The following is a 26,451-nucleotide window of genomic DNA, read 5'->3' on the forward strand; positions in this document are numbered from 1 at the left end:
GGGAACCCCTAGTGAACGCCGCTGGCAGCAACCAACCCGTGCTTCTCACAGTCGAGCATCTCACCATTCGCTTTGGTGGCCTAGTCGCGGTCGATGATGTGTCCTTTGAGGCCCGCGCCAAGGAGATCACCGCCATCATTGGCCCCAATGGCGCCGGCAAGACCACCGTCTTCAACTGCCTGACCGGCTTTTACCGTCCCGACATTGGCCGGCTGCGCCTGTCCCGGCCAGATAAGCGGGAATATCTCTTGGAGCGCATGGAGGGCCACCACATCACCCGCGATGCGGGTGTGGCCCGCACCTTTCAGAACATCCGCCTGTTCCAGCGCATGACCGTTCTCGAGAACCTGATTGTCGCGCAGCATAATGCGCTGATGCGCGCCTCCGGCTTCACAATTCTCGGTTTGCTTGGCGTCAAGGCCTACCGGGATGCTGAGCGGCAGGCCCTGGAGAAGGCGCGATACTGGCTCGACAAGGTCGGGCTCACCGAGCAGGCCGATATGGATGCCGGTAACTTGCCCTATGGCGCGCAAAGGCGCTTGGAAATCGCCCGGGCCATGTGCACCGATCCCGTGCTGCTATGCCTTGATGAACCTGCCGCCGGGCTCAATCCGCGCGAATCGGCCGACCTCAACCATCTGTTGGCCGCCATCGCCCGCGAGGCCGGCATCGGCATTCTTCTCATCGAGCATGACATGAGCGTCGTTATGGGCATTTCCGACCATATCGTCGTGCTTGATCATGGCAGCAAAATCGCGCAAGGCAAGCCTGACGCCATTCGCAACGATCCGATCGTCATCCGCGCTTATCTCGGGGAGGAGGAGGAGGCGGAATTGCCCCCCGACATTGCGCAAACCGTCGGCCTGAGTGATGGAGCGCAGAAATGAGCCCGCTGCTCTCCGTCTCCCGCCTGCACACCTTCTATGGCAGCGTCGAGGCTTTGAAGGGCGTCGATCTCACCGTCAATGCTGGCGAGATTGTTTCCCTCATCGGCTCGAATGGCGCGGGCAAATCGACCCTGCTGATGACCATCTGCGGCAATCCAAGGGCGCGCCACGGCGAGGTGAGGCTCGATGGCGAGGACATAACCCGCCTGCCCAGCTATCAGATCGTGCGCAAGGGGGTTGCCCAGTCGCCGGAGGGCCGTCGCATCTTTCCGCGCATGACGGTGCTCGAGAACCTGCAGATGGGCGCGGTCTCCACCGATCCCGCTCATTTCGATAATGATCTCGAGCGCGTCTTCGCCATGTTTCCAAGGCTCGCCGAGCGGCGCAACCAACGTGGCGGAACCCTGTCGGGTGGCGAGCAGCAAATGCTTGCGATCGGCCGAGCGCTGATGAGCAGGCCGCGCCTCTTGCTGCTCGACGAGCCATCCCTTGGCCTTGCGCCCCTGGTGGTCAAGCAGATCTTCCATGTCATCCAGGAGATCAATCGCGAGCAGGGCATGACCATCTTCCTGGTCGAGCAGAATGCCTATCATGCCCTGAGGCTTGCGCACCGCGCCTATGTCATGGCGAGCGGGCGTATCGTGATGTCCGGAACCGGTCGCGAATTGCTGGCCAACCCGGAAATCCGCAAAGCTTATCTCGAGGCAAGCTGATCATGACCGAACCGCTGCTTGGATCATCTCTGTCGGTTTTCCTGGGCGTGACTGTCGTCCTCGCAGGTTTTGCCGCCTACATGACCGGGCGCGCCATTGCCAAGACTTGGCGGTCACCCTGGCAGACCGTTTTCTATTCCATTGCGCTGGCAGCGGTCTCCCGCTTCCTCAAATGGAGCCTGTTCGGCGCCGAGGGCTTGTCCCTCTCCGGCTTCCTCATTGATTTCATCTATCTGGCGCTGGTCAGCTTTGCCGCCTATCGAGTGACAATGGCCAACAACATGGTGAGACAATATCCCTGGCTTTATGAGCGCAGCGGGATTTTTGCGTGGAAAGATAAGCTTTGACGGGATTTGATCTTGCCGCCTATTGGCAATTTCAATCTTGGTGCTAGAGTAAAATCAGGGCTTCTGAAGAAGAAGCGGATCCAGCAGATCTCAAGTAAATCTTGAGGCGGCCGGCAGCTCTTTTGCGAAGACAGGAGAAGACTGGGATGAGGCGATTTGGATTTTCGATGCTCATGGCAGCGGCCGCCATGAGCTATGGCATATCGGCGGCAAGCGCCGACATCCTGATATCGACCGTCGGGCCCATGACAGGGCAATATGCGGCCTTCGGCGAGCAGATGCGGCGTGGCGCCGAGATGGCGGTGAAGGACATCAACGCCAAGGGCGGCGTTCTCGGGCAGCAGCTGAAGCTGGTGGTCGAGGACGATGCCTGTGACCCCAAGCAGGCGGTCGCCGCAGCAAATAAGGTGGCGAGTGAAGGCGTGGCCCTCGTCGCTGGCCATTTCTGCTCCGGATCATCCATTCCCGCCTCCAAGGTCTATATGGAAGAGGGGATTCTGCAGATCTCGCCCGGTTCCACCAACCCGGCCTTCACCGACGAGGGCGGACCCAACATCTTCCGCGTCTGCGGCCGTGACGATCAGCAGGGCATCGTGGCCGGTGAGCTCCTGAAGAAGCGCTTCAGCGACAAGAAGGTGGCGATCCTCCATGACAAGACCGCCTACGGCAAAGGTCTTGCCGATGCCACCAAGGCAGAGTTTGAGAAACTCGGCGGCAAGGTCGCGCTTTACGAAGCCTATACTGCCGGTGAGAAGGACTATTCCGCCCTCGTCTCCAAGCTGAAGGCAGAAGGCATTGATGTGGTCTATGTCGGCGGCTATCACACCGAGGCCGGCCTCATCATTCGCCAGGCCAACGAGCAGGGCTACAAGCCGCAGCTCATCTCCGGCGACGCGCTTGTCACCGACGAATTTTGGAAGATCTCCGGTCCTGCCGGCGAAGGCACGATGATGACCTTCAGCCCTGATCCGCGCAAGAATCCGGAAGCTGCTCCGGTGGTGGAAGCCTTCAAGCAGACCGGCTACGACCCGGAGGGCTACACTCTTTATACTTATGGCGCGATCCAGGCTTGGGCGCAGGCGGCTGAGAAGGCAGGCAGCATCGATCTCGAAAAGATCGAGCCGGTCTTGCGCAGCAACCAGGCGGCCACCGTTCTCGGCACCGTCAGCTTCGATGAAAAAGGTGACGTGAAGGCACCGGGCTATGTCTGGTATGTCTGGCACAATGGCAAGTACGACTACGAGCAGGGCTCGTAAGCATCTAAGCTGAGCACAGTCTCTCAAAGGGCCCGGAGCGCGGATGTGCTCCGGGCTTTTTTGTGCCCAGGATCGTCAGAAAGGGGATGGCCAAGCCTGTCTGGCCGTGATGCGTTCGTATAACATTCGAGTGGCACCAGCAGTGTGGATGGGATATGACGGCCGCTGAGCAAGGCTTCCTGGGAGAGCTCGAAGTGACGGAATCTGTTCCTGGACAAGCTTCCGCCGCAGGCCCGGCGACAACATTGGCCAAGCCGCAAGCGCGCCGGCCTGTTGCGCCTCAAAAGCAATGGATGTCGGTTCAGCAGGCTCTGCGACAGGCGGCGGCGCTGTTTTCAGCGGGCCGGCTGCGCGAGGCGGAGATACTGGCCCGTCAGATTGCGGAAGCCCGTCCGAAATATCCGGACGCCCACAATATCCTCGGTGTCGCCGCTCATCGCCTGGGCCGCACGGAGGAGGGCATTCGCCACATCAAGCAGGCCATCAAGCTCAGCCCGCGCCATGCCAATTTCCATGCCAATCTCGGCGAGATGCAGCGCCAGGTCGGACGGCTTGATGCAGCCCTGATCGCCCTGAACAAGGCCATTGAGCTCAATCCGCAATTGCCGCAGGCCTGGAACAATATCGGCATCGTTCATTTCGATAAGCGGGAATTTGCAAAGGCCGAGCAGGCCTACCGCCGGGCGCTGGCGGCTGATCCCAATTACGCCGAGGCTCGCAACAATCTCGGCAATGCTCTGCGCGCGCTTGGACGTCTGGATGAGTCGATCGCGCAGTACGAGCGCGCCATCGAGCTGCGCAAGGCCTATCCCGAAGCTTACAACAATATGGCAACCGTCCTGCGTGACCAGCTCCTGTTCGAGCAGGCAGAGGTGGCTTATCGCCGGGCCTTGGCCCTGCGACCGTCCTATATCGAGGCGGCAAATAACTTGGCGGAGCTCCTGGCGGTTCAGAACAAGTCGGATGAGGCGCTGCAGATCCTGACCAATCTGCTTCAGCAGCAGCCCAATAATCTCACGGCTTTGGTGAACATCGCTCGCGCCCACCTTGCCCGCCGCAATTTGGGCTATGCGGAGAAGGCGCTGAAGCGGGCACTGGCCATCGATCCCGATCACGCCGGGGCGCTGGCTGTCTATGGCGAGCTTTGCCACGAAGCCGATCTCCATGAGCAAGCGGTCACCTATCTCCGCAAAGCGGTGGAGCACAATCCCAACCATGTGGAAGCCTGGAACTTCCTTGGCATTGCCGAGAAATCGATGGGCCGTATGGACAAGGCACGCGAGGCCTTCACCCGGGCCTTGACCCTGCAGCCGGGCGCCATCGGCGCCTATACCAATCTGGTCGATATCGAGACCTTCACGCCCGATCATCCGATCTTGGCGGCTATGGAGAAACAGCTGGCCAATGCCAGCGACCCGGAGGATGAGCGCTTCATGGTGCTACATTTCTCCTTGGGCAAGGCCTATGACGATATCGGCGATTATGATCGCGCCGCTCGCCATTTCCAGATTGGCACCAGGCTCAAGCGCCAGCAGGTGAAATATCAGGAAGCGGCCGTCATGACCTTCTTTGCCAGGATCCGCGAGCTTTTCACCGCAGACTTCCTTGCCAGCAATGCCTTTGGAGGCGATCCCTCGGACCGTCCGGTCTTCATCGTCGGCTTCCCGCGGTCGGGCAGCACTCTCACCGAGCAGATCATTGCGAGCCACCCCCAGGCTCATGGCGCAGGCGAGGTGAAATATCTCTATGACGCCCTGGGGCGGCTGCGTCAGACCTATCCGAACCTGCCTCGCTATCCCGATATCGTGGAGCAGATGAAGCCCGTCCATTTCGCGGCGGTGGCGAAGGACTACCTCACGCGGGTCGGGCGAGGCTCCGGAGAGGCGCTCCGGGTGACCGACAAGCTTCTGACGAACTACTATTTCGTCGGCCTGATTCACATCCTCTTCCCGAACGCCCGGATCATCCACACCACCCGCAATCCCTTTGAGGCTTGTGTGTCGACCTGGACCAAGCTGTTCAAGGACGAGATGCCCCACACCTATGACCTGGGCGAGCTTGGGCGCTATTATCGGGAATATGAAAGGCTCATGGCCCATTGGCACCAAGTCTTGCCCGAAGGCAGGATCCTGAAGGTGGCCTATGAGGATGTGGTGGCCGATCTCGAGGGAAATGCGCGCCGCATCATCGAATTCTGCGGCTTGCCTTGGGATGAGGCATGCCTCGCCTTCCATCGGTCCAAACGGCCGGTAAAGACCGCAAGTGTGGTTGAGGTGCGCAGGCCGATCTATGACAGCTCGGTCGAGCGCTGGCGGCGCTACGAGCAATATCTGAAACCCCTGACAGACGAATTGCGGGCTGTGGAACAGGGCTGAGGGGCGTCGCGACACGAGATCGCGCATTCAACGTGCACGGAGGAAGTGAGATGGTGTTTGTGGCAACGGCGGGCTCGCGCGCGTCTTTGTGCAAGATGGGCGGCCTGCGGATCACTGCGGCCGCAGCTGCGGTTGTCGCGGGCCTTGCCCTGATCAGCGGACCGGTCTCGGCCCAGGCTCAGAAGCAGCCGCAGCCGCAGGCTCAGGGTCCGGCGCCCACGAAGACGCAAAAGGCCTTTGACGGCTGGATCGTCACCTGCATCGAAGCAAAGAACGCCAAGCGCTGCGCCATGTCGCAATCGCGCATTGTGGCCAAGACGCGCCGGGTACTCTTTGCTCTGTCCATTGCCCGTGATGGTGACAAGAACCTGGTGAGCCTCTTGACCACCCCCACCGGCGTCTCTGTTCAGGACGGGATCCGCCTGGCCATGGGCGATGGTGAGCCATTGCAGGTGCCCTACAATGTCTGCGGCCCGCGGGCCTGTCAGGCACGGCTTCAGCTGAGCAACGACCTTATCGAGCAGCTGCAGGAATCACCCAAGGTGGCGGTAAACTTCGTCCAGGCGAATAAGCGGCTGGTGCAGACAGAGATCGATCTCAAAGGCTTTTCTGCGGCCTATTCCTATTTCAATGAACAAATGCAGTAGGAACCGAGGCGCCATAAGCATTTATTAACCCTGTGGGCTGATTAACTGTATTGCATGCCACACAGACGGCAAACTTTCCTCGTCTCGGATTTGCGCCGCCGGTTTGCGTCGCACTTAGGTCGGCTAAATGAGCACAGTAAAACAAGACGATGACCCGCGCTGGAATTGGAAAGAGGATGCGGCTGACCCGATTAACGAGCTTCCGGGTGAGCCATTCTCGGCCGGGCCGGCGCGGCCAGACGTAAAGGCCGCTCGTCCAAGTTCGACCTCTGCTAAGCCTTCTGGCCGACCGGCTCGTGGAAATTTCCCGACCCTCAATCCGCGGCTGATCGGCATTGCGGCAGCCGCGGTCATCGTGATCGTGGGAGCGGGCGGGTATTTCCTGTTCTCGGGCGACTCATCGACTGGCGGAGGTGATGCCGGACCCCAGCAAGCGATCACCTTGCAGCCCTCCGAGAAGATCGTCTTTTCCGGCATCGATTCGGAGCTCAAGGCCGCCCCGGCCAACAGCATCACCCAACAATCCGCCGTTCGCGACAACGCGACCGTCGTGATTCGCTCGACCACGGCCACGGCGCGTCCGGCCGGAACCACAGGCGGCGCCCATCTCGCGATTCCCGCATCTGAGGTTCAGGCCTTGGCGGGCAAGCGGGTGCGCGTGACGGCTTGGGCGCGAGGAGCTGATCCAAAGCCCAGCGCGCGTTTTGCCATGGCCATGACCATCGGCAACGGCTTCTCCACTGGCTGGATTGTCTTTACCCCATCCAGGGCCTTCCAGCCCTACAGCTTCGATCTCGTGGTGCCGGCAAATGCGCGCGAAGGTGCGGTGATCGGTCTTTGGTCCGACCTTGATGGGCGCGACGGCGGTATAGAGCTGCGCCTCGTCACCTTGCGCCCGCTGTCCTGATCACGCCTCCATCCGCAGAGTTCGGCGGAGAGCCTTGACTGGCTCCACGGCCGGCTGATTCCGCGCGCATTCCAGCATTTGCCGACTTGGGCCTGGCGGAGCTTGGCCGGCGCTGCTTGACGCCGTTTGGCCATGAGCGAACGCAGTCACTTCCCAATTCTATGACTCTTTCCGCCTGTCGATCATCTATCTCTGATTGCATCAAAGAATAATACAACAAAAACTTGCAATGCGGCTGTTAAGTGAGTCTTAAATGAGTCGATTCAAAAGATACTTGCGAATGTAAGGAGCATTAACTCTGGCGAAGGTCGTGCGTCATGCACAGCGCTTGATCCGCTGTGTACTGACGGCTGCTAAAACTTTGCCGCAGACAGTAGGGTCAATGTTGTAATGCGGCAACGCTCGTCAGCCAACAGTCGCAATTTAGATCGAATTTGGCCATTTCTGTTGCTGGACATGACCCGTTTGGGTAGCTTCGCAATCGAGTATCAGTCACCAGGCAGGTCTGCCGTGGGGGGAAAGAGAAAATGACGTCTAAGAAGCTTGTACGCGGTCTGTTTTCGGGTGCGTCGCTATTCGCACTGGCCGTCGGGGCAATGGCGGCGAACGTCACGTCGGCTCACGCGGCGGGTACCACCATCAACACGCCCAACGCTCCCCAGGTTCTCAACCCGGCGGACAATGATTTCATTGAGGTGACGACGGCCGGCTCCATCGTCGACAGCGGCTTCGGAATCGCGATCACGCCCGGCAACTCGGTGAACGGGGATATCGGGAACGACGGCTTGATCGATGTCGATGGCGACGTGCTGCCGATCGTTGGCTTTGGCGGCGTGGGTATCGCCAATCTCGGTACGGTCGAGGGTGACATCATCAATGGTCCCGACGGCGAGATCCTCGTTGGCGACACCATCGGCGGGGGCGATGGCTTCTTCGTCGGCGTGCTGTCCTTCGAGGATGGCGACGAGGGTCAGGCGGTCATCAATGATGGCTCCATCGACGTTTTCGCGAACGGCACGGCCGATAACGGCCTGATCGTTGCGGGCGGTGTTGCCGTGGCGGGCTTTGCCCCCGACGGCTATATCGCAACGGTCGATAATGGCGGCGCGATCAATGTTGGCGCTTTCTCTTATGACGCAGGTGGCTCCTCGAGTTCCGTTGGCTTCGGCGCGGTGGCCGGTGCCTTCGGCGATGTTGCTGTCACCGATGTCGTGAACGATGGCGAAATCAACGTTACGGCGGATGTCTCTCCGGTGAATGCTGGTGATCCGCTGAACCAGAGCGGCCTTGCTGTGGCCCTGGGTGAGGTTGGCCTCGCTGTGGGCGATACGGAGGCGGCCTCCGATTTCACCAACACCGGCATCCTGAATGTCGGGGCAACCGTTGAAAGCAGCGAATCATCGATCGCCGTCGCTGGCGGTTTTGCCAACGCGGCCTTCGCAACGGATGCGAGCTCTTTCGTTGACAACAGCGGCACGGTCGATGTCTTCGCCAGCGCCATCGCGGATGGCGGCGCAACATCCTCGACCGCTCTTGCCGCTGGAATCGGCGGGCTGCAGGTCGCAGCGGGCGATGCTTCCGGATCGGGCCTCGCCGATTTCTCCAATTCGGGCGATCTGCTCGTAACCTCGAATGCCTACGCGGGCGGCGCTGACAACAATTTCGCTATCGGTGTCGGCGGCGGCCTCATTCAGTCGGCCTCTGGCGATGTCGCGGGTGATGCGATCATCGACAACAGCGGCAACTTCGACGTGGCGGTTGCCGCGATCGCCGGCGAAGTGGATGCGAACGGTATTCCGCAGGATCAGAGCGCCTTCGCCGTTGGCTTGGGCTTCGGCTCTCTCCAAAACGCCACCAGCGCCAATGACGCGACGGCTACGCTGACCAATAGTGGCCTCGATGACGGCACCTTCGGCGGCTATGCCGTTTCCGTCGTGAGCGACGCGCAAGCGACCGACCAGGCAACATCTATCGGTGTTGGTGCGGGCGCTATTCAGTTGGTTGAAAGCGACAAAAGCGGTGTCGCCACCGTTGATAACAGCGGCGACTACAGCGTCGACGTCCTCGCCAATGCCTACACGGAAGGAACGGTGGGCTCTACGGCGACTGCGCTCGGGCTGAGCCTTGGCGGTGTGCAGAGCGTCTCCGGCGATACTGTTGGAAGTGCGGTTCTGAATAACAGTGGGACGTACAACTCCCAAGGAACCGCCACAGCGGAATCGGCCGATGATGATGGCTCTGCGGCCGGCATCGGCATCGGTGTTGGCCAGCTGCAGTTCGCGGGCAGCGCAGCGAGCGGTAGCACCGCGAACACACTCCTCGATAACAGCGGTACCTATACTATCAGCGGGCTTGGCTCAGGCGTTGCCAATGGCGTTGACGGCTCGGCCCTCGGTGTTGGAATAGCTGCCGGCTATGCTCAGAGCGCGGAGTCGGACGACAATGCCAATGCTGATCTGATCAATGATGGCTCCATTGATATCCTGGGCAGCGGCTATGCCGAAGCCAACGGCGAAGGCGGCGAAGCGGTCGCAGTGGGCGGCGCGATCGGTGGTGTGCAGAATGCTTCCAGCGCCGATCAGTTTGCCACAGCCAACCTGGACAACAATGGCAGCTATCTCGTCACCGGCGACGCGGAAGCCAACGCGCTTGGCCTCTACGGTGACGCCACTGCAGTCGGTTTCGGCGTTGGCAATATTCAGACGGCCAATGGTCGCCGTGGCGCCACCGCTGACTTCGCCAATGGCGCTGATGGCAGCTACGGCGTAGATGTCGACGCGCTGGCAACCGCGGATGACGATGCGGATGCAATCGCCTTGGGCGTGGGCTTCGGCCAGTCCGCTACCAGCGCCGCCGTCCCTTCCAATGCATTGGCAACGGGTCTCAACGACGGTACCTTTAGCGTGACGGCCGATGCGACGGCCACTGGCGGCGATGATGTATCGGCGCTCGGCCTTGGCATTGGCGGTGTGCAGTCAGCATCGTCGTCTACCTTTGCCGATACGGCTTTCACAAACAATGGCAGCTATACCGTCAGCGGGTCAGGTACCTCCGCAACCGACGGTGACTTTGCTTTCGCCACTGGCGTTGGCGTTGGATTAGGGCAGTTCTCCAATGGCGGGGACGCCGGGAACAGCTTTACCAATAGTGCCGATGGCGTGGTCGACGTCGATGGCGTCGCCTCGGCCGCGGGTGTGACTGGCGCGAGTAGCCTTGCTGTCGCAGCAGGTGTTGCGCAGGTTGGCTTTGCCGATGAGTCCGCCACCAACACGCTCACCAATGATGGCGACCTGAGCGTGCTCGCGTCCGCTGATAGCGCCATCACTGGTGCGACCGGCACTGCCTTCGGTACGGCGGCCGGCCTCGGCGCTCTCCAGCTGTCGCTGGGTGAAAACGCAGATTCGGATGCTTCCCTGACAAACACGGGAAGCTTCGCGGTGGGCGCTCAGACCACAGTCGAGGCACCTGGTGAAAATGCAGATGCTGTGGCCGCTGCGTTGTCGGCGGGCGCCGTTCAGGTTGCCGGTGGTCCATCTGGTGACCTGGCGACTGCGAACTTCAACAACTCGGGCGACTTCCTCGTTGGCGGTGCTGCTTCGGCAACGGCAGGTGAGACGGCGGTGGCCTTCTCCGCTGGTGCGGGCGTAGTGCAGCTTGCTGGCAGCGAGAACTTCGCGGACGTGAACTTCGTCAACGGTGCCGACGGGAATTTCGAGGGCACCTTTGCTGCAACCGCCACCGGCGTGGACCTCGCCAACGCAACGAGCGTCGGCATCGGCGGGCTCCAGGTTGCTATCGCCGAAACAAATGCTGCCACGGCGGACCTCACCAATGATGGCGTGATTGACGTACTGGCTGCATCCGCGGCAGTTGCGGATGTCGAGGCGAACTCCACGGCATTCCTTATCGGACAGGGGCAGGTTGCGGTTAGCGACCCGAACCAGTCCGTGGCGGGTGTTACCGCGACGAATACAGGCACCGTGACCTACGCAGCGGCAGCGACTGCCGAGGCTGAGTTCGCTGATGCAGATGCTAGCTCAATCGGCTTCCTGCAAGTCGCGCTGGCCGAAGATGCGGATGCGGCGCTGACCAATTCCGGTGATATCTTCGTAGGCAGCGCTGCCACAGCAACGGGAGATGACGCGGAGACTTCTGCCTCGGCGCTGGGTGCACTGCAAGTAGCAGTCTCACCGGATAGCGCTACGGGTGATGCGGACACACTGTTCGACAACTCGGGTCTCTACCAGGTAGAGGCGGTGGCCTTTGCTGACGGTGGCACCACTGGTCTCGCCAACGCAACGGCAGACGGTGTGATCCAGGTGGCAGTGGGCTCGACCGCAACGTTCACCAACACCGGCGAGTTCACGGTCAGCTCTGCGGCGTCCGCGGTCGGTGATAACGCTCAGGCTGGGGCCGTCGCCTCCGGTGCCACCTTGCTGGTCGGAAACAATCCGAACGAGACTGATCCTTCGGCCGTCGATGTGCTGAACACCGGAGACCTCGTGGTCGACGCCTTCGCCGAAGGTGCCGACGGTGCGACGGCAACGGCCTCAGGCATCAATGTGTTCGAGGTGGGCGACACGGGTGTCGAGGGCGAGATTACCAACAACGGTAACCTGTTGGTCACTGCTGAGGCCATCTCCGAAGGGGCTGCGCCTGAGAATGCCTTTGCGGTTGGCATTGGCGTCAGCACTGACGCCTTCAGCGGCACCATTTATAACGATGGCCTGATTGCCGTGTCGGCGATCGGTGCGACCGCTCAAGCGACCGGCATCTATGTCGAAACCCTCGGCGGCGATCCCGGGACCATCGTAAACGACGGTGGCACCATCATCGCCCGCACGCTCGAGAGCACCGACGGCTTTGAGACCAGCGAGGCCTTCTACCTCCGCGGCAATGCGATCAACGTGGCGAATACCGCTTCGCCCATGACGATCGACCTGCTCGGCGGTGATGATGCCGGCAGGATCTTCGGCAACATCCTCATCTCCGACAATGACACGGTGAATGTTGCGGAAGGCACCACCTATCTCAACGGCGTGGTCGCCGGTCCTGGTGACCTCAACCTCCTGACCGGCGGCAACTTGGTGCTTGTTAATGACAACATCAGCGGCCCATCCGGTGCAGTGGTTGACAGCTTCACCCAGGAGGATGGCAGCACGCTCGGGCTGAACATCACGCCGGATCAGGCACCCTTCATCGTGGCGAACAATGTCAGCCTCGATGGCGATGCGGTGATCATGCCGGAAGCGGGCCTCTATGCGGACACGACCGTGTATGAGGACGTGGTTGCCAGCGGCAGTGCCATCAACGGTGAGTGGGACTCGGTGACCTCGATCTCGCCGCTGCTCTCGCCAGAAGCGGTGTTCGATGGACCCAACAACATCGATCTCGTGGTTGAGCGTGTCGGCTTCGGCGACGTGGCCGGTCTGACGAAGAACCAGTCGAATGTCGGTGACGGCATCGAGAGCGTGTATGATGTCCTCTATAATGGTGGCGGGAACGCGAATTTCGCCAACCTCGTGGGGAATCTCTTCACCCTCAACGGTGCTCAGTATGCCAATGCCCTCAATCAGCTGAGCGGTGCGGAGTACGCCCAGCAGATCCAGTCGGCTCTCTGGTCCTTCCGACTCCTGAACAACGTGGTGGGTGAGCGGCTCCGCACGGTTGGTCCGAACGACAACTGCGCGATCACCGACTATCCCACCGCCTCGGCGGATGTGGGTGGCAGCACGGTCGCTCCGGTGGCGGATCTCTACGTGCCCGCTCCGGCGCCGCAAGTGGTCTGCGCTCCTTCTCAGGCTCAGATCTGGGCAAGGGCAACCGGGCAGTGGTCCTCGGATGACGGCGATGCCAACGGTCCGAAATACGATCAGGACACCTATGCGGTGTATGGCGGTATCGACTGGGGCTTCTCGCCGCTCTGGAAGGTGGGTCTGACGGCGGGCTACATCTCGGCCGATATGGACTTCAAGCGCGGCAACAACAAGATCGATTACGACGGGCTGCAGGTTGCCGGCTACGGCGCCTATGACAACGGGGTGAACTACGCCCATGCGATCCTGGGCTATGGCCACTACTCCAACGACTCCCGCCGTAGCATCGGAATTGGCGCCTCGACGGTGAACCCCTTCGACCAGAAGCCATTCGGGGTTCAGCCTGACGGTGTGACCGATCGGCTCAAGGGCGAGTGGGACAGCGACGTGCTGTCGGTCTATGGCGAGACCGGTTATCGCTACTGGGTAACGCCCACGGCGAGCCTGACGCCGTTCCTCGCCCTCAACTACGTGAAGGTGTGGAACGACAGCTTCACGGAGAGCTCGCGGACCGACTCGGGGGCTGCTCTCCATGTCAAGAGCAACGACGGCGAGTCCTTCAACACCCAGCTCGGTGCCCGATTGGCAACCCAGCTGCCGATGGGTGCGGCGGTCATCTCTCCGGAACTGCGTCTGGCCTGGCAGCATGAGTGGCTCGACCGGTATCAGACGGCGAGTGCGAACTTCGCGGCTATGCCTGGTTCGAATTTCTCGGTCGTCGGAACCAGAGAGGGTCGTGATTTCGCAGTGGTCGGTGCCGGCGCGACGGTTGGCTTCACCGATGCCCTGGACTTCACGGTCGACTACGATGGCCGGTTCAACGGCAAGCATGACGATCACTCCGTGGTTGGCCGGATTACCTACAAGTTCTGATCTTCGCATTCAGACTGAACGCAGAGGGGAAGGGGAGCGACCTAGTCGCTCCCCCTTTTTTGTTGGGAACCCTCGCTGGGATGATATGAAGGGGCATCGAACCCAGGAGACCAGGGGCAAGCTGGCCATGTCATTTCTGTTTCCTCCCTCAGAACCCATTGCACTGCCGATCGTCGGCACCGAGAAACGCTATCCCGTCCATAGGGTCTATTGTGTGGGACGGAACTATGCCGCCCATGCGGTCGAAATGGGGTATGATCCAGCCAAATCGCCGCCTTTCTTCTTCCAGAAGAACCCGGATAACCTCGACCTCAGCGGCATCTTTCCCTATCCCGCCGAAACCACTGATGTTCACCACGAGATCGAGCTCGTGACCGCCTTGGGTTCGGGCGGCAGTAATATCCGTCTTGAGGATGCGCTCGACCATGTCCTGGGCTATGCGGTCGGCCTGGACATGACCCGCCGCGACCTGCAGGATGAGGCCAAGCGGCTTGGCCGGCCTTGGGAGGCCGCCAAAGCTTTCGAGCGGTCGGCGCCCATCGGCCCTCTTTGCTTAGCCTCGGAAACGGGCCATCTGGCGAAGGGCTCAATTTGGCTCGAGGTCAACGGCGTGCGGCGACAGGATGCCGACCTTGAGCAGATGATTTGGAAAGTGCCGGAAATGATCGCCTATATTTCGCGCTTCTTCGAGTTGCGAGCGGGTGACCTCATCTTCTCCGGCACACCCTCTGGGGTTGGCGCAGTTTCGCGCGGGGATAGGCTCGTCGGCGGCGTTGCGGGCTTGGGCGAATTGAGTGTCGAGGTGATATGATGACGAACTCTCAAGGCATGTCGATTTCCGAGCTCTTGGCCCTCGGCGCGGCGGATGCGCCGGCCATAGGTGCGCCGGAGCGGGAAATGCTGACCTATGCCGGCTTGCGCGCTCAAGTGGAGGCGACGGGCAAGGACCTTGCCGGCCTCGGCATTGCAGCAGGCGATCGCGTCGCCATTGTTCTGCCCAATGGGCCGGAGATGGCGACGTGCTTTTTGGCTGTCGCAGCCCATGCCTGCGCTGCCCCGCTCAATCCTGCCTATCGCGAGGAAGAGTTCGAATTCTATATCTCCGATTTGCGCGCCCGGCTGCTGATCATTGGCCAAGGCATGGAGAGCCCGGCGCGTCTCGTGGCCGAACGCCATGGTTGCCGTGTCGTCGAGCTCGCCCCCACGCTGGACGCGCCCGCCGGCAGCTTCACCCTGCGCGCAGCGGGGCGAGCCTCTGCCTCGGCGTGCCCCGCCTTGGCGCAGGACGAGGCTCTGGTCCTCCACACCTCCGGCACCACGTCGCGGCCGAAGATTGTGCCCCTGACCGGAGCCAATCTGACGGCCTCTGCCGGGCATATCGCGCAGACACTCGCGCTCACGCCGGAAGACCGTTGCCTCAACATCATGCCGCTGTTTCATATTCACGGCCTCATCGCGGCGGTCTTGTCTTCTCTCCGCAGCGGCGCGTCGGTCCACTGCACGCCCGGCTTCGATGCCCTGAAGATCTTCAGATGGTTCGACGCGGTTCAGCCCACCTGGTATACCGCCGTTCCCACCATGCATCAGGCCATCCTCGGCCGCGCGTCCCGCAACCAGGAGGTGATCGACCGCCTGAAGCTGCGCTTCATTCGCTCATCCTCGTCCTCTCTTCCGCCACAGGTCATGGCCGAGCTCGAACAGACCTTTCATTGCCCGGTGATCGAGGCCTATGGCATGACCGAGGCCTCTCACCAGATGGCATCGAACCCGCTGCCGCCGCGCCCGCGCTATCCCGGAAGGGTCGGTGTTGCTGCGGGCCCCGAGATCGCGATCATGGATGCCGCGGGTCGGCTCCTCGCCGCCGGTGAGGAGGGTGAGATCGTGATCCGCGGCCCCAATGTGACGGCGGGTTACGAGAACAATCCCAAGGCGAATGCAGAGGCCTTCGTCGAGGCGCCAGGGGGCCGTTGGTTTCGCACCGGCGATCAGGGTGTGCTCGACGCTGAGGGCTATCTGCGCATCACCGGCCGCATCAAGGAGATCATCAACCGCGGCGGCGAGAAGATTGCCCCGCGCGAGGTTGACGAGGTGCTGATGGATCACCCTGCGGTGGCGCAGGCGGTCACCTTCGCTATCCCTCACCCGAAGCTTGGCGAGGAAGTCGGCGCCGTCATTGTGCTGCGCGAAGGCATGGCGGCCTCGGACCAGGACCTGCGCCAGTTCGCATCACAGCGTCTGGCTGATTTCAAAGTGCCGCGCCGTGTCCTGTTCCTCGAGGAGATCCCGAAGGGGGCAACCGGCAAGCTCCAGCGTATCGGCCTGGCCCAGAAGCTGGGATTGGCTTGATATGAAAGTTTGCATCTACGGTGCCGGCGCCATTGGCGGCTATCTCGCATTCGCCTTGGCGGAGGCGGGGGTGGATGTCTCGATCGTTGCACGCGGGGCCCATCTCGCCACCATTCGCGAGCATGGCCTGCGGCTGCGTAAGGACGGAGCTGAGCGAAACATCAAGCTCCGGGCAGCCGAAAATCCCGAGGAACTCGGTGCGCAGGATTATGTGGTCATTACACTGAAGGCCCATTCCGTCCCGGCCGTGGCCGAGCGCATCGCAGGCCTCTTCCACAATGATACCGCGCTTGTGACCGCCGTGAACGGGGTGCCCTGGTGGTATTTCTACCGGCATGGCGGCCCACTGGAAAATACCCGCCTCGAAAGCGTCGATCCGAACGGGGTTCAGTGGCGCACCTTCGGTCCCGAACGCGCGATCGGCTGCATCGTTTACCCCGCCGCCGAAGTGGAAGAGCCTGGTCTCATCAACGTGATCGACGGTGATCGCTTCGTCTTGGGTGAGCCCTCCGGCGAGACCACCGAGAGGATGCTGCGCCTGGCCGATGCTCTAAAGGCGGGCGGCCTTAAAGCACCGGTGAAGTCACGCATCCGCGACGATATCTGGGTCAAGCTTTGGGGCAATCTGAGCTTCAACCCTGTGAGCGCTCTCACCACGGGAACCCTCGAGCAAATCTGCCGCTTCCCTGAAACGCGGGCGGTGATCCGCGCCATGATGGTCGAGGCCCGGGCCGTTGGTGAGGCGATAGGGGTCCGATTTGTCATCGACGTGGATAAGCGCATTGCGGGTGGCGAGGCTGTCGGCGCCCACAAAACCTCGATGCTGCAGGATCTTGAGCGCGGCCGCCCCATGGAGATCGATGCACTCGTGACAGCCGTGCAGGAGATCGCGCGAATGGTGGCCATACCGACCCCGACCATCGATACCGTGCTCGGCTTGGTCAAGCTGCGGGCAATGACGGCCGGCGCCTATCCTTGATCCGTTGCTGTACCCTCACGGGGAGGAGCGGTTGAGCCCGAGCCGTTGCTGGCGGGCGAGATATTGTTCCCGGAAGAGAGTGAAGAGGCCGCTCGAGACGATGAGCACCGCGCCGATCACCGCATAGAGATCTGGCCGCTCGCCGAACGCGACGAGGCCGATGATCGTCGCGCTGACCAGCAGGGAGTAATTGAGCGGCTGAAGCTGCGAGGCTTGTGCGAACTGCAGTGCCTTGATCAGCATGAAATGGGCCGCAAGGCTGCCCAGGGACACACCGGCAAACAGGGCCCAGCCGCGCAGATCCGGTGCCGTCCAGCTCAACAGGCCGAGCGGCGTCATCATCACGACGCCCGCAAGTGCCATGAACAAGAGGCTGGTCTGTGCACTGTCGACCTGGCCAGTATAGCGTGTAATGACATTGTAAAAGGCGAACATCAGCGCGGCTGTGAGGGGGATGATCGCAGCCATGTTGAAGGCGCTCATGCCCGGCTTGATGATGAGAAGTGCCCCGGCAAAGCCCACCGCGAGCGCCGTCATGCGTCGCCAGCCGATGGGCTCCCGCAGCAGAAGACCCGCAAGTGCGGTCGCCAGGAGTGGGGACAAGGCGAAGATTGCGTGGGTCTCCGCGAGTCCGAGATATCTCAGCCCGAAAATGAAGACGGCGGTCTCCGCTGCAACCAGCACCGATCTGAGGATCTGCAGAACGGGTCGTTTTGATGCAAAGGTCTGGCCAAGCCCCTGGGTGCGCGCAGCATAGACGACCGCGACCACCAAGAATATCCAATATCGGATCATGAGGAGCTGGCTGACCGGATAATCGGCGACCAGAACCTTTGAGACGGCATCCTGGATGGAAAAGATCACCATTCCCGCAAGATACAGGAGCAGGCCATTGCGCACGGTCGCAGGGCCTGATTGCGTGCCGGAGCATGTCATGGGAACGCCGGTTGGAGGGCAGACGGGAAGTGCAGCTATAACGCCTCTACTGATCCCAGGACAGAGCTTTCTCCACTCTCTTGCGTTTTGTCTCTGTCGCTCTCGCGGCAGTCGTTCTAGGAAGAACAGGACAGCCTGATCTTTATAGTGGATTTTGGTGTCAGTGCTCAGAGTGTTTTTGGAATGTCTGCGCTCTGAAATAGAGAGTCTGTAGTGAGATGATCATTCTCTTCTGGATGATCTTGGGATAACAAGGGGATATCCAGCCCTCTGTGGCGGTATAATTCTTGTTGTTGTTGACAGCCTCTGAGCCTTGCGCAACTCTAACCCCGCTTCGCGACACTTCATCCTAACAATCACGATCGGTTCCAACCCCGCACTGGGTTGCGGCCTGCCGCAATGCTGTTGTGGATCGGGCAGAGGGAAATATGTCTAGCGGCAATGTTTACCGACCATATCTGCGCCGAGAATCGAAGGTCCGTCTGCGCGGTGATCCCGATGGTCTTTCGTATCCTCCTGTTTTCGAGCAGCTGGCAAGGAGTGTGGGCGAGCCTCGCTGGTTTGCGGTTGAGACATTGGTGAGAAAGGAGCATGTCGCCTACCGGAACCTCCTTCAGCAGAATTTCATAGTATACCTGCCGAAGCGGCTGCAAACGACCCGCCATGCGCGCCGCCTGAACACGGAGCAGGTCCCGTTGTTTCCGGGCTACCTGTTCGTTCAGCTTGATCTTGCCCGTGATGGCTGGCGCGGGGTCGCCACCACGCCGGCTGTCCGGCAGATCTTGTCCAGCGGTGGTAAACCCGTGCCGGTAAGGCATGGCGTTGTCGAGACGCTGATCGAGTCGAGCGATGACAACGGTCTCCTCTATTTCATTGCGGAATCGAGAACCAGTGGCGCGGTAAGACTGATCTCCGGGCCCTTCGCCAGCGAGCTCGGCATCTTGGAACGGCTCGATCGTGCCGATCGCGTGAGCTTTCTGCTCAGCATGATGAACCGGCAGGTCCGGGTGAGCATGGGGGTGGCCGAGACAGTCCCGATCTCCTGATCTCGCCGCCAATGCACGATATGTCCGGGAGCGTTCCCGACGGGCGGTTTGCGCGGGGTGGACGTCGTTCACCCCAAGGGCGGAGCTTTGTTGGAAACTGTAAGGTCAAGGTGTTCAGCATCGAAAATATAGGTTAGGGATGCGCTTCGAAGGCACAGCACGCACGATGATCTTCGGCTATGGCACTGAACTTGCTCGCGCGGGATCGGACTGTGCTGAAAGGGGCGACATGGACGAACGCAGTGTATCACCAATACTGTTGGCTGGCGGTTCCGGCACCCGGCTTTGGCCATTGTCGAGAAAGGACCATCCAAAGCAGTTCGTGACCCTGGTTGGTGAAACGAGCCTCTTTCAACAGACATGTGTCCGTGTGCAGAAGCCGCCATTCACCGCGCCCTATATCCTGGGCAGCGCCGACCACCGGTTTCTCATCGCTGAACAGGCCCTGGAGGCGGGGCTCCAGCAAGCGGCCGTGGTGCTCGAACCAGTGGGACGTGATACGGCGCCTGCCGCCTGCATGGCCGCCTTGCTGGTCGCCAGGGCGGATCCAGAAGGGCTCGTGCTGCTATTGCCCTGCGATCATCTGGTTGCCGATGATGCGAAGTTTCGTGCTGCAGTAACGGCCGGCATTCCCGCAGCCGAGGCAGGCCAGATCGTGGTATTTGGGGTAACCCCCAACCGACCTGAGACGGGTTACGGCTATATCGAGTTGGTCCCCTCGGAGACCTCTTTGGATGGGTTGCCGCGCCCGGTCGCGCGCTTTGTGGAGAAGCCTGCGCGCGAGCAGGCACAAGCCTATATTGCCGGGGGCAATTACCTCTGGAACGCCGGCATCTTCCTGTTCCGTGCCGAGACGATGCTCCAGCACTTCGAGGCCTTGCAGCCGGAAATCCTGGAAGCCTGCACCGACGCGCTTGCCAGTGCCGTGGTCGACCTCGATTTCGTGCGCCTCGATGCGGCTGCCTATGGCCGCGCGCCGAAGATCTCGATCGACTATGCGATCATGGAGAAGGTCGAGAATATTGCCTGTATTCCGCTGGAGACGGGCTGGAGTGATTGCGGCGCTTGGCCATCGATCTATGAGCTTGCGGTCAAGGATGCTGACGGCAATGCGATAAGGGGCGACGTCGTCCTCGAAGACGCGCAAAACTGTCTCGTTTATAGCGATGATGCCTGCGTTGCCATGCTTGGCCTCAGCGATGTCGTCACCATTGCCACCAAGGATGCCGTTTTGGTGGCGTCTCGCGAAAGGGCAGGGGACCTGAAGCCGCTGGTCGAGCGCTTGCAGCAGCAGGGCCGCAGCATCGTCAGCAGCCATGCGCGCGTGCACCGGCCCTGGGGATGGTACGAGTCTCTGAGCTTCGACGAGCGTTATCAGGTTAAATGCATCATGGTGAAGCCTGGGGCGCGGCTGTCGCTGCAAAGCCATATGCACCGCGCGGAGCACTGGGTGGTTGTCTCGGGCACTGTGGAGGTCGTCCGGGGCGACGAGACCTTCCTGCTGACTGAGAACGAGTCAACCTATATCCCTACGGGCACGCGCCATCGTCTGGCCAATCCCGGTCGCATTCCGGCATTCCTGATCGAGGTTCAGTCCGGCTCCTATCTCGGTGAAGATGACATCATCCGGTTTGATGACGTCTATGGCCGAGCAGCCGAGCCGCGCACCGGGAAGTAAGCTGAAAACTTTCTGTCCGATAGCAGAGCTTAAGCAGGTCCACTGATCACGGGGGCTGCGCCGCGCTGAGCGGGGCTTTCCGGCAACACAGCAGTCTGTTCTCAAGACATCGCGCGTCGGCTGAGCTAACGCGCACGACCTGACGCGTGCTGCTGGCCTTATCACCACAGCCGATCCGGCACGCTTGCCCACCAACACTGGTCTGGAGGAATCCATGCGGGAGAATGCTCTGCCCATCCCCATAGGGGCTGCGCGTTTGCGCCGGTCATTTGGCCAGGCGTTCATCTACCGCGGCCTCGGAGCGCTCGCCGGTTACTTGACGGTTCTTCTGCTCGCCCGTTTCGCCGCCCCTCAGGATTTCGGCTGGTTTGCAACGGCGCTGGCCATCATTACCTTGGGGCCTTCCGTGGCAGGAGCCGGCCAGCCCATGGCCGTCCTGCGTTTCGTTCGCCGCGGAACGGCAAGGACCGGCAGCGATGACCGGTTCTTGCGTGCTTCCGCGTCGGTGAATGTCATCGGCGCGGTGACAACCGGCTTGGCCTTGGCTGTGATCGGCGAGCTCTCGCTCCGGCTGGAGCTGTTATCCGCCCCGCCCGGTCTGTTTCTCTGGACCGGGCTTGCCGTCGCGGCACTCACCGCCCTCGAATGGGCCTCCGCCGTGCTTCGCGCTCAGGGCCGTCTGTCAGAAGCCTTCATCCCGCGCGAGATCCTCTGGCGGGTAGGCTGCCTTGCGGGGATCATTTTCTGCCTGTCGACCGGCCAGGGCATCGATGCCAGGCTGACCCTCGCCATGATCGCCGTCTCGCTGCTGATCTGCCTCGCGCTGCAATGGCGCAACATGCATGACAGCATACCCACGGCAGCCGCCAGCCTCGAACCCGGCGAGCGCACCGGCTTCCGCAGGCTCGGACGCGATCTTTGGATCATTGCCATGTCACAGCCCCTGGCGAACCAGGTCGGTCTGCTGGTCCTTGGCAGCTCCCTGTCGCTCGAAAGCGCCGGGCTGTTCCTGTTCCTCGACCGCACGGCTCAGTTGCTGGTTTTTGTTCTCACCTCTCTGGCCGCGATCGCAAGCCCGATGATGGCCCAGCTGCGGAGGGATGGCGATCTCGATGGCTTGCGTGTCGTGTTCATGTCGACCTGTGTCTATGGCGGCGCGGCGGCACTGGGCTTGTTCGCGCTCCTCATCCTGCTCGGACCGGCGCTGCTCTCCTTCATCTCGCCGGCTTATGGCGAGGCCTATCCGTTTCTGCTGCTGCTCGCGCTCGGCCAAGTGGTGAATGCGGCGACGGGCCCCGCGGCGGCCCTGCTCATGGTGGCCGATCACGAGCATCTCGCCATGCGACTGGGGCTTCTGTTCAACGGATTGGGCCTCGTTCTCGTCGCATCTGGCGCCTTGGCCTTTGGCCTTCCCGGAGCTGTGGTCGCGAGCTTTGCCACCACCGCTGTCCGGTCAACCGTCGCCTTCGCCTGCTGCCTGCACATTCTCGGCCTGCGGCAGCGCTTCAGCTCAAGGAGAGATCGATGACGGCCCACCATTCTCGCCTGCCGGATTTCTTCATCGTCGGTGCGATGAAGGCGGGCACCACCACACTCTATGATTGCCTGCGCAACCATCCCGATCTCTACCTGCCGGAAGAGAAGGAACCCTATTATTTCCTCTGGGCCGATGCGCAGGCCGCATCGCGCTTCCGGCTTCCGGCGGGCGGGCGGCTGATCGGCGCAGATCACTGGATGCTGATCCGCACCGAGACGCAGTATCGGCGGCTTTTTGCAAGAGCTGGTGATCACGAGCTGATCGGTGAGGCCAGCACCTTCTATCTGCCGGATCCCAAGGTGCCGATGCGGATAAAGCACGCACAGCCAAATGCCCGTATCATCGCCATCCTGCGTGATCCCGTCGATCGTGCATATTCCGCCTATTGCTTCCAGCAATCCCTGGGTCTCGAGCCGGCGGCAAGTTTCCGCGCGGCGATTGAGGCCGAGCTCAGGGGTGAGCGCGACGAGTGGCTCTATGGATGGCGCCATCTTCACTGCGGACGTTACGCCTCGCAGGTCGAGCGCTACTTCCGCACCTTCGGAGAAGATCGCGTTCTCGTTCTCGACTTCGAGGATCTCAAGCGCAACAGCCGGGAGGTCGCGCGTCGCGTTCTGAATTTCCTGGAGGTCGATGCCGATGCCGAGCCGGCTGATGTCCCGCCATCCAATGTCACGGCCCTACCGCGCTCTTACGCCCTGCGGCAGCTCAAATTTCTATTCTCGAGGCCCAATCCGATCAAGGACACCGCCAAGCACTTGCTGCCGCGGACGGCCCGCCGTCAGATCAGGGAGGCCGTATTTCAGATGGTGGCGAAGCGGTCTGATCCCCCGCCGCCGCTCAGCACTCACGATCGCGCATTTCTCGAAGACCTCTTCGCGCCGGAACGCCGGCGGCTCGCGAGCCTCGTTGGGGCCCGTTTCGCGACCTGGGCCTGCGCCTAACCGATGCTGAGCGCGATGCGACGATTTCGGGCCCAGCTTGCCCGCTCGCTTCAGCAGAGCCACGGCGATTTCCGGACCATTTTTCACATTCCCCGGAAAACGCTCACGGGGCTGCCGCCGCAGCTCGCGGTCATGCTCTTAAGCTTTGCCTTGGGAGGCACATTCGCGGAAGCCCTTACGCCTTTTGAGGACGATCCGCGCCTTCTGAATTATGGGCTGTTGCTCCTGGCGGCTGCGCTGCTCTGCTTTACCCGGCTTCTGCGGCGGCCGTCACGCACAGCCCGCCCCATCGGATCCGCCGGATTGCTACTGCTCGCATTCCATGGCTATGCCGCTCTGATCACGTTCTGCAAGGCGGAAGATCCCGCATCGCTGGTCAAGGTGGTCCTGTTCTGCTGTGTGGCGCTCTGTGCGCTGCAGGCTGCCCGCCTGCTCGAGCCCGCAGAACTGCTCGCGGCCTTGTTTTGGTCGCTCCTGATGATCGTCATGGCGTCCACCGTCATCGCAGTCGCCATTCCCACGATCGGCGTGACGCCGTTCGTGCGCGGTGATGCCTGGACGGGGATCTATGGCCAGAAGAATGCCTTCGGCAGACAGGCCGCTTTACTTGGCCTCCTGAGCCTCCTGATGCTGCTGCAACCGCAGCATGCCTCACGCCTGATACCCGCTGCAGCGCTGTTCCTCGCGATAGCCGGACTGTACATGTCCCTATCCCGGACATCGCTGGTGCTGTTTATCTGCGGCGCTGTGGTGATCTTCGTTGCAGCCTATCTCCATCGGCAGATCTGGAGTGCCGGTCTTCTTGGCGGTCTCGCCTGCATCATGGCCTCCGAGCTGCAGTTCATCCAAGCACCCGCCAGCATCGAGATCACCCCTTATGGCATCGTCTTCTCAGATCACTTCATCGACCTGACCGGCCGCATCCCCGTATGGGAGTTCAGCTGGTGGCTGTTCCGGCAGGAGCCGCTTTGGGGAAGCGGTTTCGATGCAATCTGGACTTATGCCGGTGGGAGTTCACTTTACGACGCCCTTGGCTGGCGTCTAACCGACAGCCACAACGGCTATCTCGACCTGCTTGTGCAGACCGGCCTCATAGGCGCGCTCCTTTATGGGGCTGTCCTGTGCCTTACCACGACGACGGCCTTGCGCCTCATGCTCTCTGGGCATCCGAAGAGCTTGGAGCAGGCGATGATCGCGCTCTTCGCTTTGCTCCAGTGGCTGATCAATCTCACCTCCAGCCAAACCACCGAATGCCTGAGCCTTTGGAACTTCCTCTTTCTCGTCATGTGTTTCGCATCGACGCGGCACAGGCGAGGAGTCTCTCTAGGGATCGCCCGCCATGCCAAAATTCAGCATCGTGATACCGTGCCGCGACCGCCACGAATTGTTGTTGCGCGCCATCCGGTCCATCGAGCGCCAGAGCTGGCCCGATTATGAGATCGTCATTGTCGATGATCGCTCCTCGCCGCCCCTGGCCACAACCATAGGCGACCGCCAGCATTGCCGGATCATCCTCTCGGAAGGGAATGGCGCCTCCGCTGCCCGCAACACAGGGATCAGGGCATCAGCCGGGGACTATATCGCGCTCCTTGATTCCGACGATGAATTCCTCCCGGGCAAGCTGACCCGCATGGCAGCCGCGATCGCCGATCATCCCGACGCGATACTCTATTCTCGTGTCGTTCTCGATCACGGACGAAACGCCCATGCGATTGTGCCATCTCGCCCGCTACGGCACGGAGAGCGGATGCCCGACTTCCTGTTTGCTGCGGGGGAAATGATCGCAACGCCCTCCCTGGTGGTTCCGGCGACGCTCGCCAGGGCCGTTTCGTGGGACGAAACCCTAGGGTATGGCGATGACAGCGATTGGCTGATCCGTCTCTGGCAGCACGGTGCGTGCTTTCACTTCATTCCCGAGAGCCTCGTCCGCTGCGACATGACCCACGGGCTTCCACATCTTTCGGCGGCGGGCAGCGCCGAGCAGATGGAACAATGGATCCGAAACATGCGGCACGTGCTGGGGACGCGCGCTGAACTCTGCTATCGGGCAACTCACCTCATCGCCCTGCGTGGACGCCTCTTGTCCTGGTGGGCGCTGCGCGATGCGGGCGTGGTCATTCTTGGCGGATTGATCTCACCCATGGCGGTGGCCCGTGCCTTCGCCCGTGGCCTCCTGCCCCGCACGGCCTATCGGGCGCTGCATCGTCTCTGGCTGCGCAGCCAAGCAACACCCCGCCGGCAATATGACCATCCTTATCGGATTGGGGGAGACATGCAATGACACTCCCGACCGTCATGACCGGCAATCTGCCCGTTGTGTGTTTCGACCGGGCACAGTGGGCCGAGCACTTGCTGGCTAAGGCGCAGCGCCGCAGAGGGGCGGCCGGAGCATCCGGCTCTTCCCCGGCGCCATTCTATACTTCGGCCAATGGTCACGTGCTCTCCCGCGCTGCGGCCGATCCCGCCTTTCGAGCACTGCTGGATGACGCGGAAGGAATTGATGCCGATGGCATGCCCCTGGTTTTCGCCTCCCGGGCGCTCGGCGGCCGGCCTTTGCCCGAGCGTTGTGCCACCACCGACTTCTTCCACGACCTGGCTGCGCGGGCGCAGCAGACTGGCGTGAGCTTCTATTTTCTCGGAGGCACGCCCCAGGCGAACGCTGCCGCTATGGTCGAGGTCAGGCGCCTTTACCCCGGCCTTCCCATTGCGGGAGCCCATCACGGCTACTTTGCGCCGGCCGAGGAGAAAGACTTGGTTTCCGAGATCAACCGCGCCAGGCCCGATATTCTCTGGGTCGGCCTCGGGGTTCCCAACGAACAGGCCTTTGCCGCACGCAACCGCGCTCAGCTCACGGAGATCGGCCTGATCAAGACCTGTGGCGGCCTGTTTGATTTCCTGTGCGGAGCGCGCCGCCGCGCACCTTTGAGCGTGCAGCGCATCGGGTGCGAATGGCTTTATCGCCTTGCTCTGGAGCCACGGCGCCTGTTCCGGCGTTATGCGATCACCAATCCCCATGCCGCCTGGCTCCTGCTCACCGCCACGGCAACGCCGATCGCCCACATGACGCCCGTCTCGCCCAAACGCCAGGAACTCTCCTGGCTTGACGAAATTCCTGTATCTCTATAGCCCAGTCATGGGGTGGGTGGTGAACGGCCGGGTAGGAC

Annotated in this window: 19 protein-coding genes; 18 read left to right on the plus strand and 1 reads right to left on the minus strand. The window is 61.5% G+C overall.

What is annotated here, in order from left to right; all coding sequences use genetic code 11:
* Positions 1-38: 38 nt before the first annotated feature.
* From RCF49_RS18110 to RCF49_RS18160, 11 genes are all read left to right on the plus strand, one after another.
* Positions 39-887 carry an ABC transporter ATP-binding protein gene (locus tag RCF49_RS18110; protein ID WP_432807319.1) on the plus strand — a complete coding sequence of 283 codons (849 nt, stop codon included), beginning with the start codon at positions 39-41 and terminating at the stop codon, positions 885-887.
* The gene (locus RCF49_RS18115) at positions 884-1,600 is read left to right on the plus strand and encodes an ABC transporter ATP-binding protein (protein ID WP_342641187.1); all 717 of its coding nucleotides are present in this window, start codon (positions 884-886) and stop codon (positions 1,598-1,600) included. The genes RCF49_RS18110 and RCF49_RS18115 overlap by 4 nt, the downstream gene beginning before the upstream one ends.
* A gap of 2 nt (positions 1,601-1,602) precedes the next feature.
* On the plus strand, positions 1,603-1,947 hold the full coding sequence (locus RCF49_RS18120) for a DUF6867 family protein (RefSeq protein ID WP_342641188.1): 345 nt from the start codon (positions 1,603-1,605) through the stop codon (positions 1,945-1,947).
* A 146-nt stretch (positions 1,948-2,093) separates the two neighbouring features.
* Positions 2,094-3,203, plus strand: a complete 1,110-nt coding sequence (locus tag RCF49_RS18125; protein ID WP_342641189.1) for a branched-chain amino acid ABC transporter substrate-binding protein — start codon at positions 2,094-2,096, stop codon at positions 3,201-3,203.
* A 155-nt stretch (positions 3,204-3,358) separates the two neighbouring features.
* A complete protein-coding gene (locus tag RCF49_RS18130; protein ID WP_342641190.1) occupies positions 3,359-5,578 on the plus strand; it encodes a tetratricopeptide repeat protein in 2,220 nt (739 codons plus the stop codon).
* Between the two features lie 50 nt (positions 5,579-5,628).
* Entirely contained in the window at positions 5,629-6,225 is a 597-nt protein-coding gene (locus tag RCF49_RS18135) for an invasion associated locus B family protein (protein ID WP_342641191.1), read from the plus strand.
* A 127-nt stretch (positions 6,226-6,352) separates the two neighbouring features.
* On the plus strand, positions 6,353-7,132 hold the full coding sequence (locus RCF49_RS18140; protein ID WP_342641192.1) for a hypothetical protein: 780 nt from the start codon (positions 6,353-6,355) through the stop codon (positions 7,130-7,132).
* A gap of 527 nt (positions 7,133-7,659) precedes the next feature.
* A complete protein-coding gene (locus RCF49_RS18145) occupies positions 7,660-13,821 on the plus strand; it encodes an autotransporter domain-containing protein (RefSeq protein ID WP_342641193.1) in 6,162 nt (2,053 codons plus the stop codon).
* Positions 13,822-13,906: 85 nt separating this feature from the next.
* Positions 13,907-14,632 (plus strand): fumarylacetoacetate hydrolase family protein, encoded by a 726-nt coding sequence (locus tag RCF49_RS18150; protein WP_432807320.1) that lies wholly within the window; start codon positions 13,907-13,909, stop codon positions 14,630-14,632.
* Entirely contained in the window at positions 14,629-16,167 is a 1,539-nt protein-coding gene (locus tag RCF49_RS18155; RefSeq protein WP_342641194.1) for an acyl--CoA ligase, read from the plus strand. The genes RCF49_RS18150 and RCF49_RS18155 overlap by 4 nt, the downstream gene beginning before the upstream one ends.
* A 1-nt stretch (position 16,168) precedes the next feature.
* On the plus strand, positions 16,169-17,146 hold the full coding sequence (locus RCF49_RS18160; protein WP_342641195.1) for a 2-dehydropantoate 2-reductase: 978 nt from the start codon (positions 16,169-16,171) through the stop codon (positions 17,144-17,146).
* 15 nt (positions 17,147-17,161) lie between these two features.
* Here the strand turns inward: RCF49_RS18160 and RCF49_RS18165 are convergent, their stop codons facing one another.
* Positions 17,162-18,082, minus strand: a complete 921-nt coding sequence (locus tag RCF49_RS18165) for a DMT family transporter (RefSeq protein ID WP_342641196.1) — start codon at positions 18,080-18,082, stop codon at positions 17,162-17,164.
* 428 nt (positions 18,083-18,510) lie between these two features.
* Between RCF49_RS18165 and nusG the strand changes: the two genes are divergently transcribed.
* From nusG to RCF49_RS18200, 7 genes are all read left to right on the plus strand, one after another.
* Positions 18,511-19,128 (plus strand): transcription termination/antitermination protein NusG, encoded by a 618-nt coding sequence (gene nusG / locus RCF49_RS18170; protein ID WP_342641197.1) that lies wholly within the window; start codon positions 18,511-18,513, stop codon positions 19,126-19,128.
* A 229-nt stretch (positions 19,129-19,357) separates the two neighbouring features.
* Complete coding sequence (locus RCF49_RS18175; protein WP_342641198.1) at positions 19,358-20,806, plus strand: mannose-1-phosphate guanylyltransferase/mannose-6-phosphate isomerase; 1,449 nt, start codon at positions 19,358-19,360, stop codon at positions 20,804-20,806.
* Between the two features lie 214 nt (positions 20,807-21,020).
* Entirely contained in the window at positions 21,021-22,334 is a 1,314-nt protein-coding gene (locus RCF49_RS18180) for a lipopolysaccharide biosynthesis protein (RefSeq protein WP_342641199.1), read from the plus strand.
* Positions 22,331-23,287: a sulfotransferase family protein gene (locus RCF49_RS18185; RefSeq protein ID WP_342641200.1), complete on the plus strand. Its 957-nt coding sequence runs from the start codon at positions 22,331-22,333 to the stop codon at positions 23,285-23,287. Before RCF49_RS18180 ends, RCF49_RS18185 begins: the two co-directional genes overlap by 4 nt.
* Positions 23,288-23,302: 15 nt before the next feature.
* Entirely contained in the window at positions 23,303-24,724 is a 1,422-nt protein-coding gene (locus RCF49_RS18190) for an O-antigen ligase family protein (protein ID WP_342641201.1), read from the plus strand.
* Positions 24,678-25,568, plus strand: coding sequence for a glycosyltransferase family 2 protein (locus RCF49_RS18195; protein ID WP_342641202.1), 891 nt, complete (start codon positions 24,678-24,680; stop codon positions 25,566-25,568). Before RCF49_RS18190 ends, RCF49_RS18195 begins: the two co-directional genes overlap by 47 nt.
* A complete protein-coding gene (locus RCF49_RS18200) occupies positions 25,565-26,413 on the plus strand; it encodes a WecB/TagA/CpsF family glycosyltransferase (RefSeq protein WP_342641203.1) in 849 nt (282 codons plus the stop codon). The genes RCF49_RS18195 and RCF49_RS18200 overlap by 4 nt, the downstream gene beginning before the upstream one ends.
* Positions 26,414-26,451 lie beyond the last annotated feature (38 nt).

Source organism: Rhodoligotrophos sp. CJ14 (genome assembly GCF_038811545.1).
GTDB lineage: Bacteria > Pseudomonadota > Alphaproteobacteria > Rhizobiales > Im1 > Rhodoligotrophos > Rhodoligotrophos ferricapiens.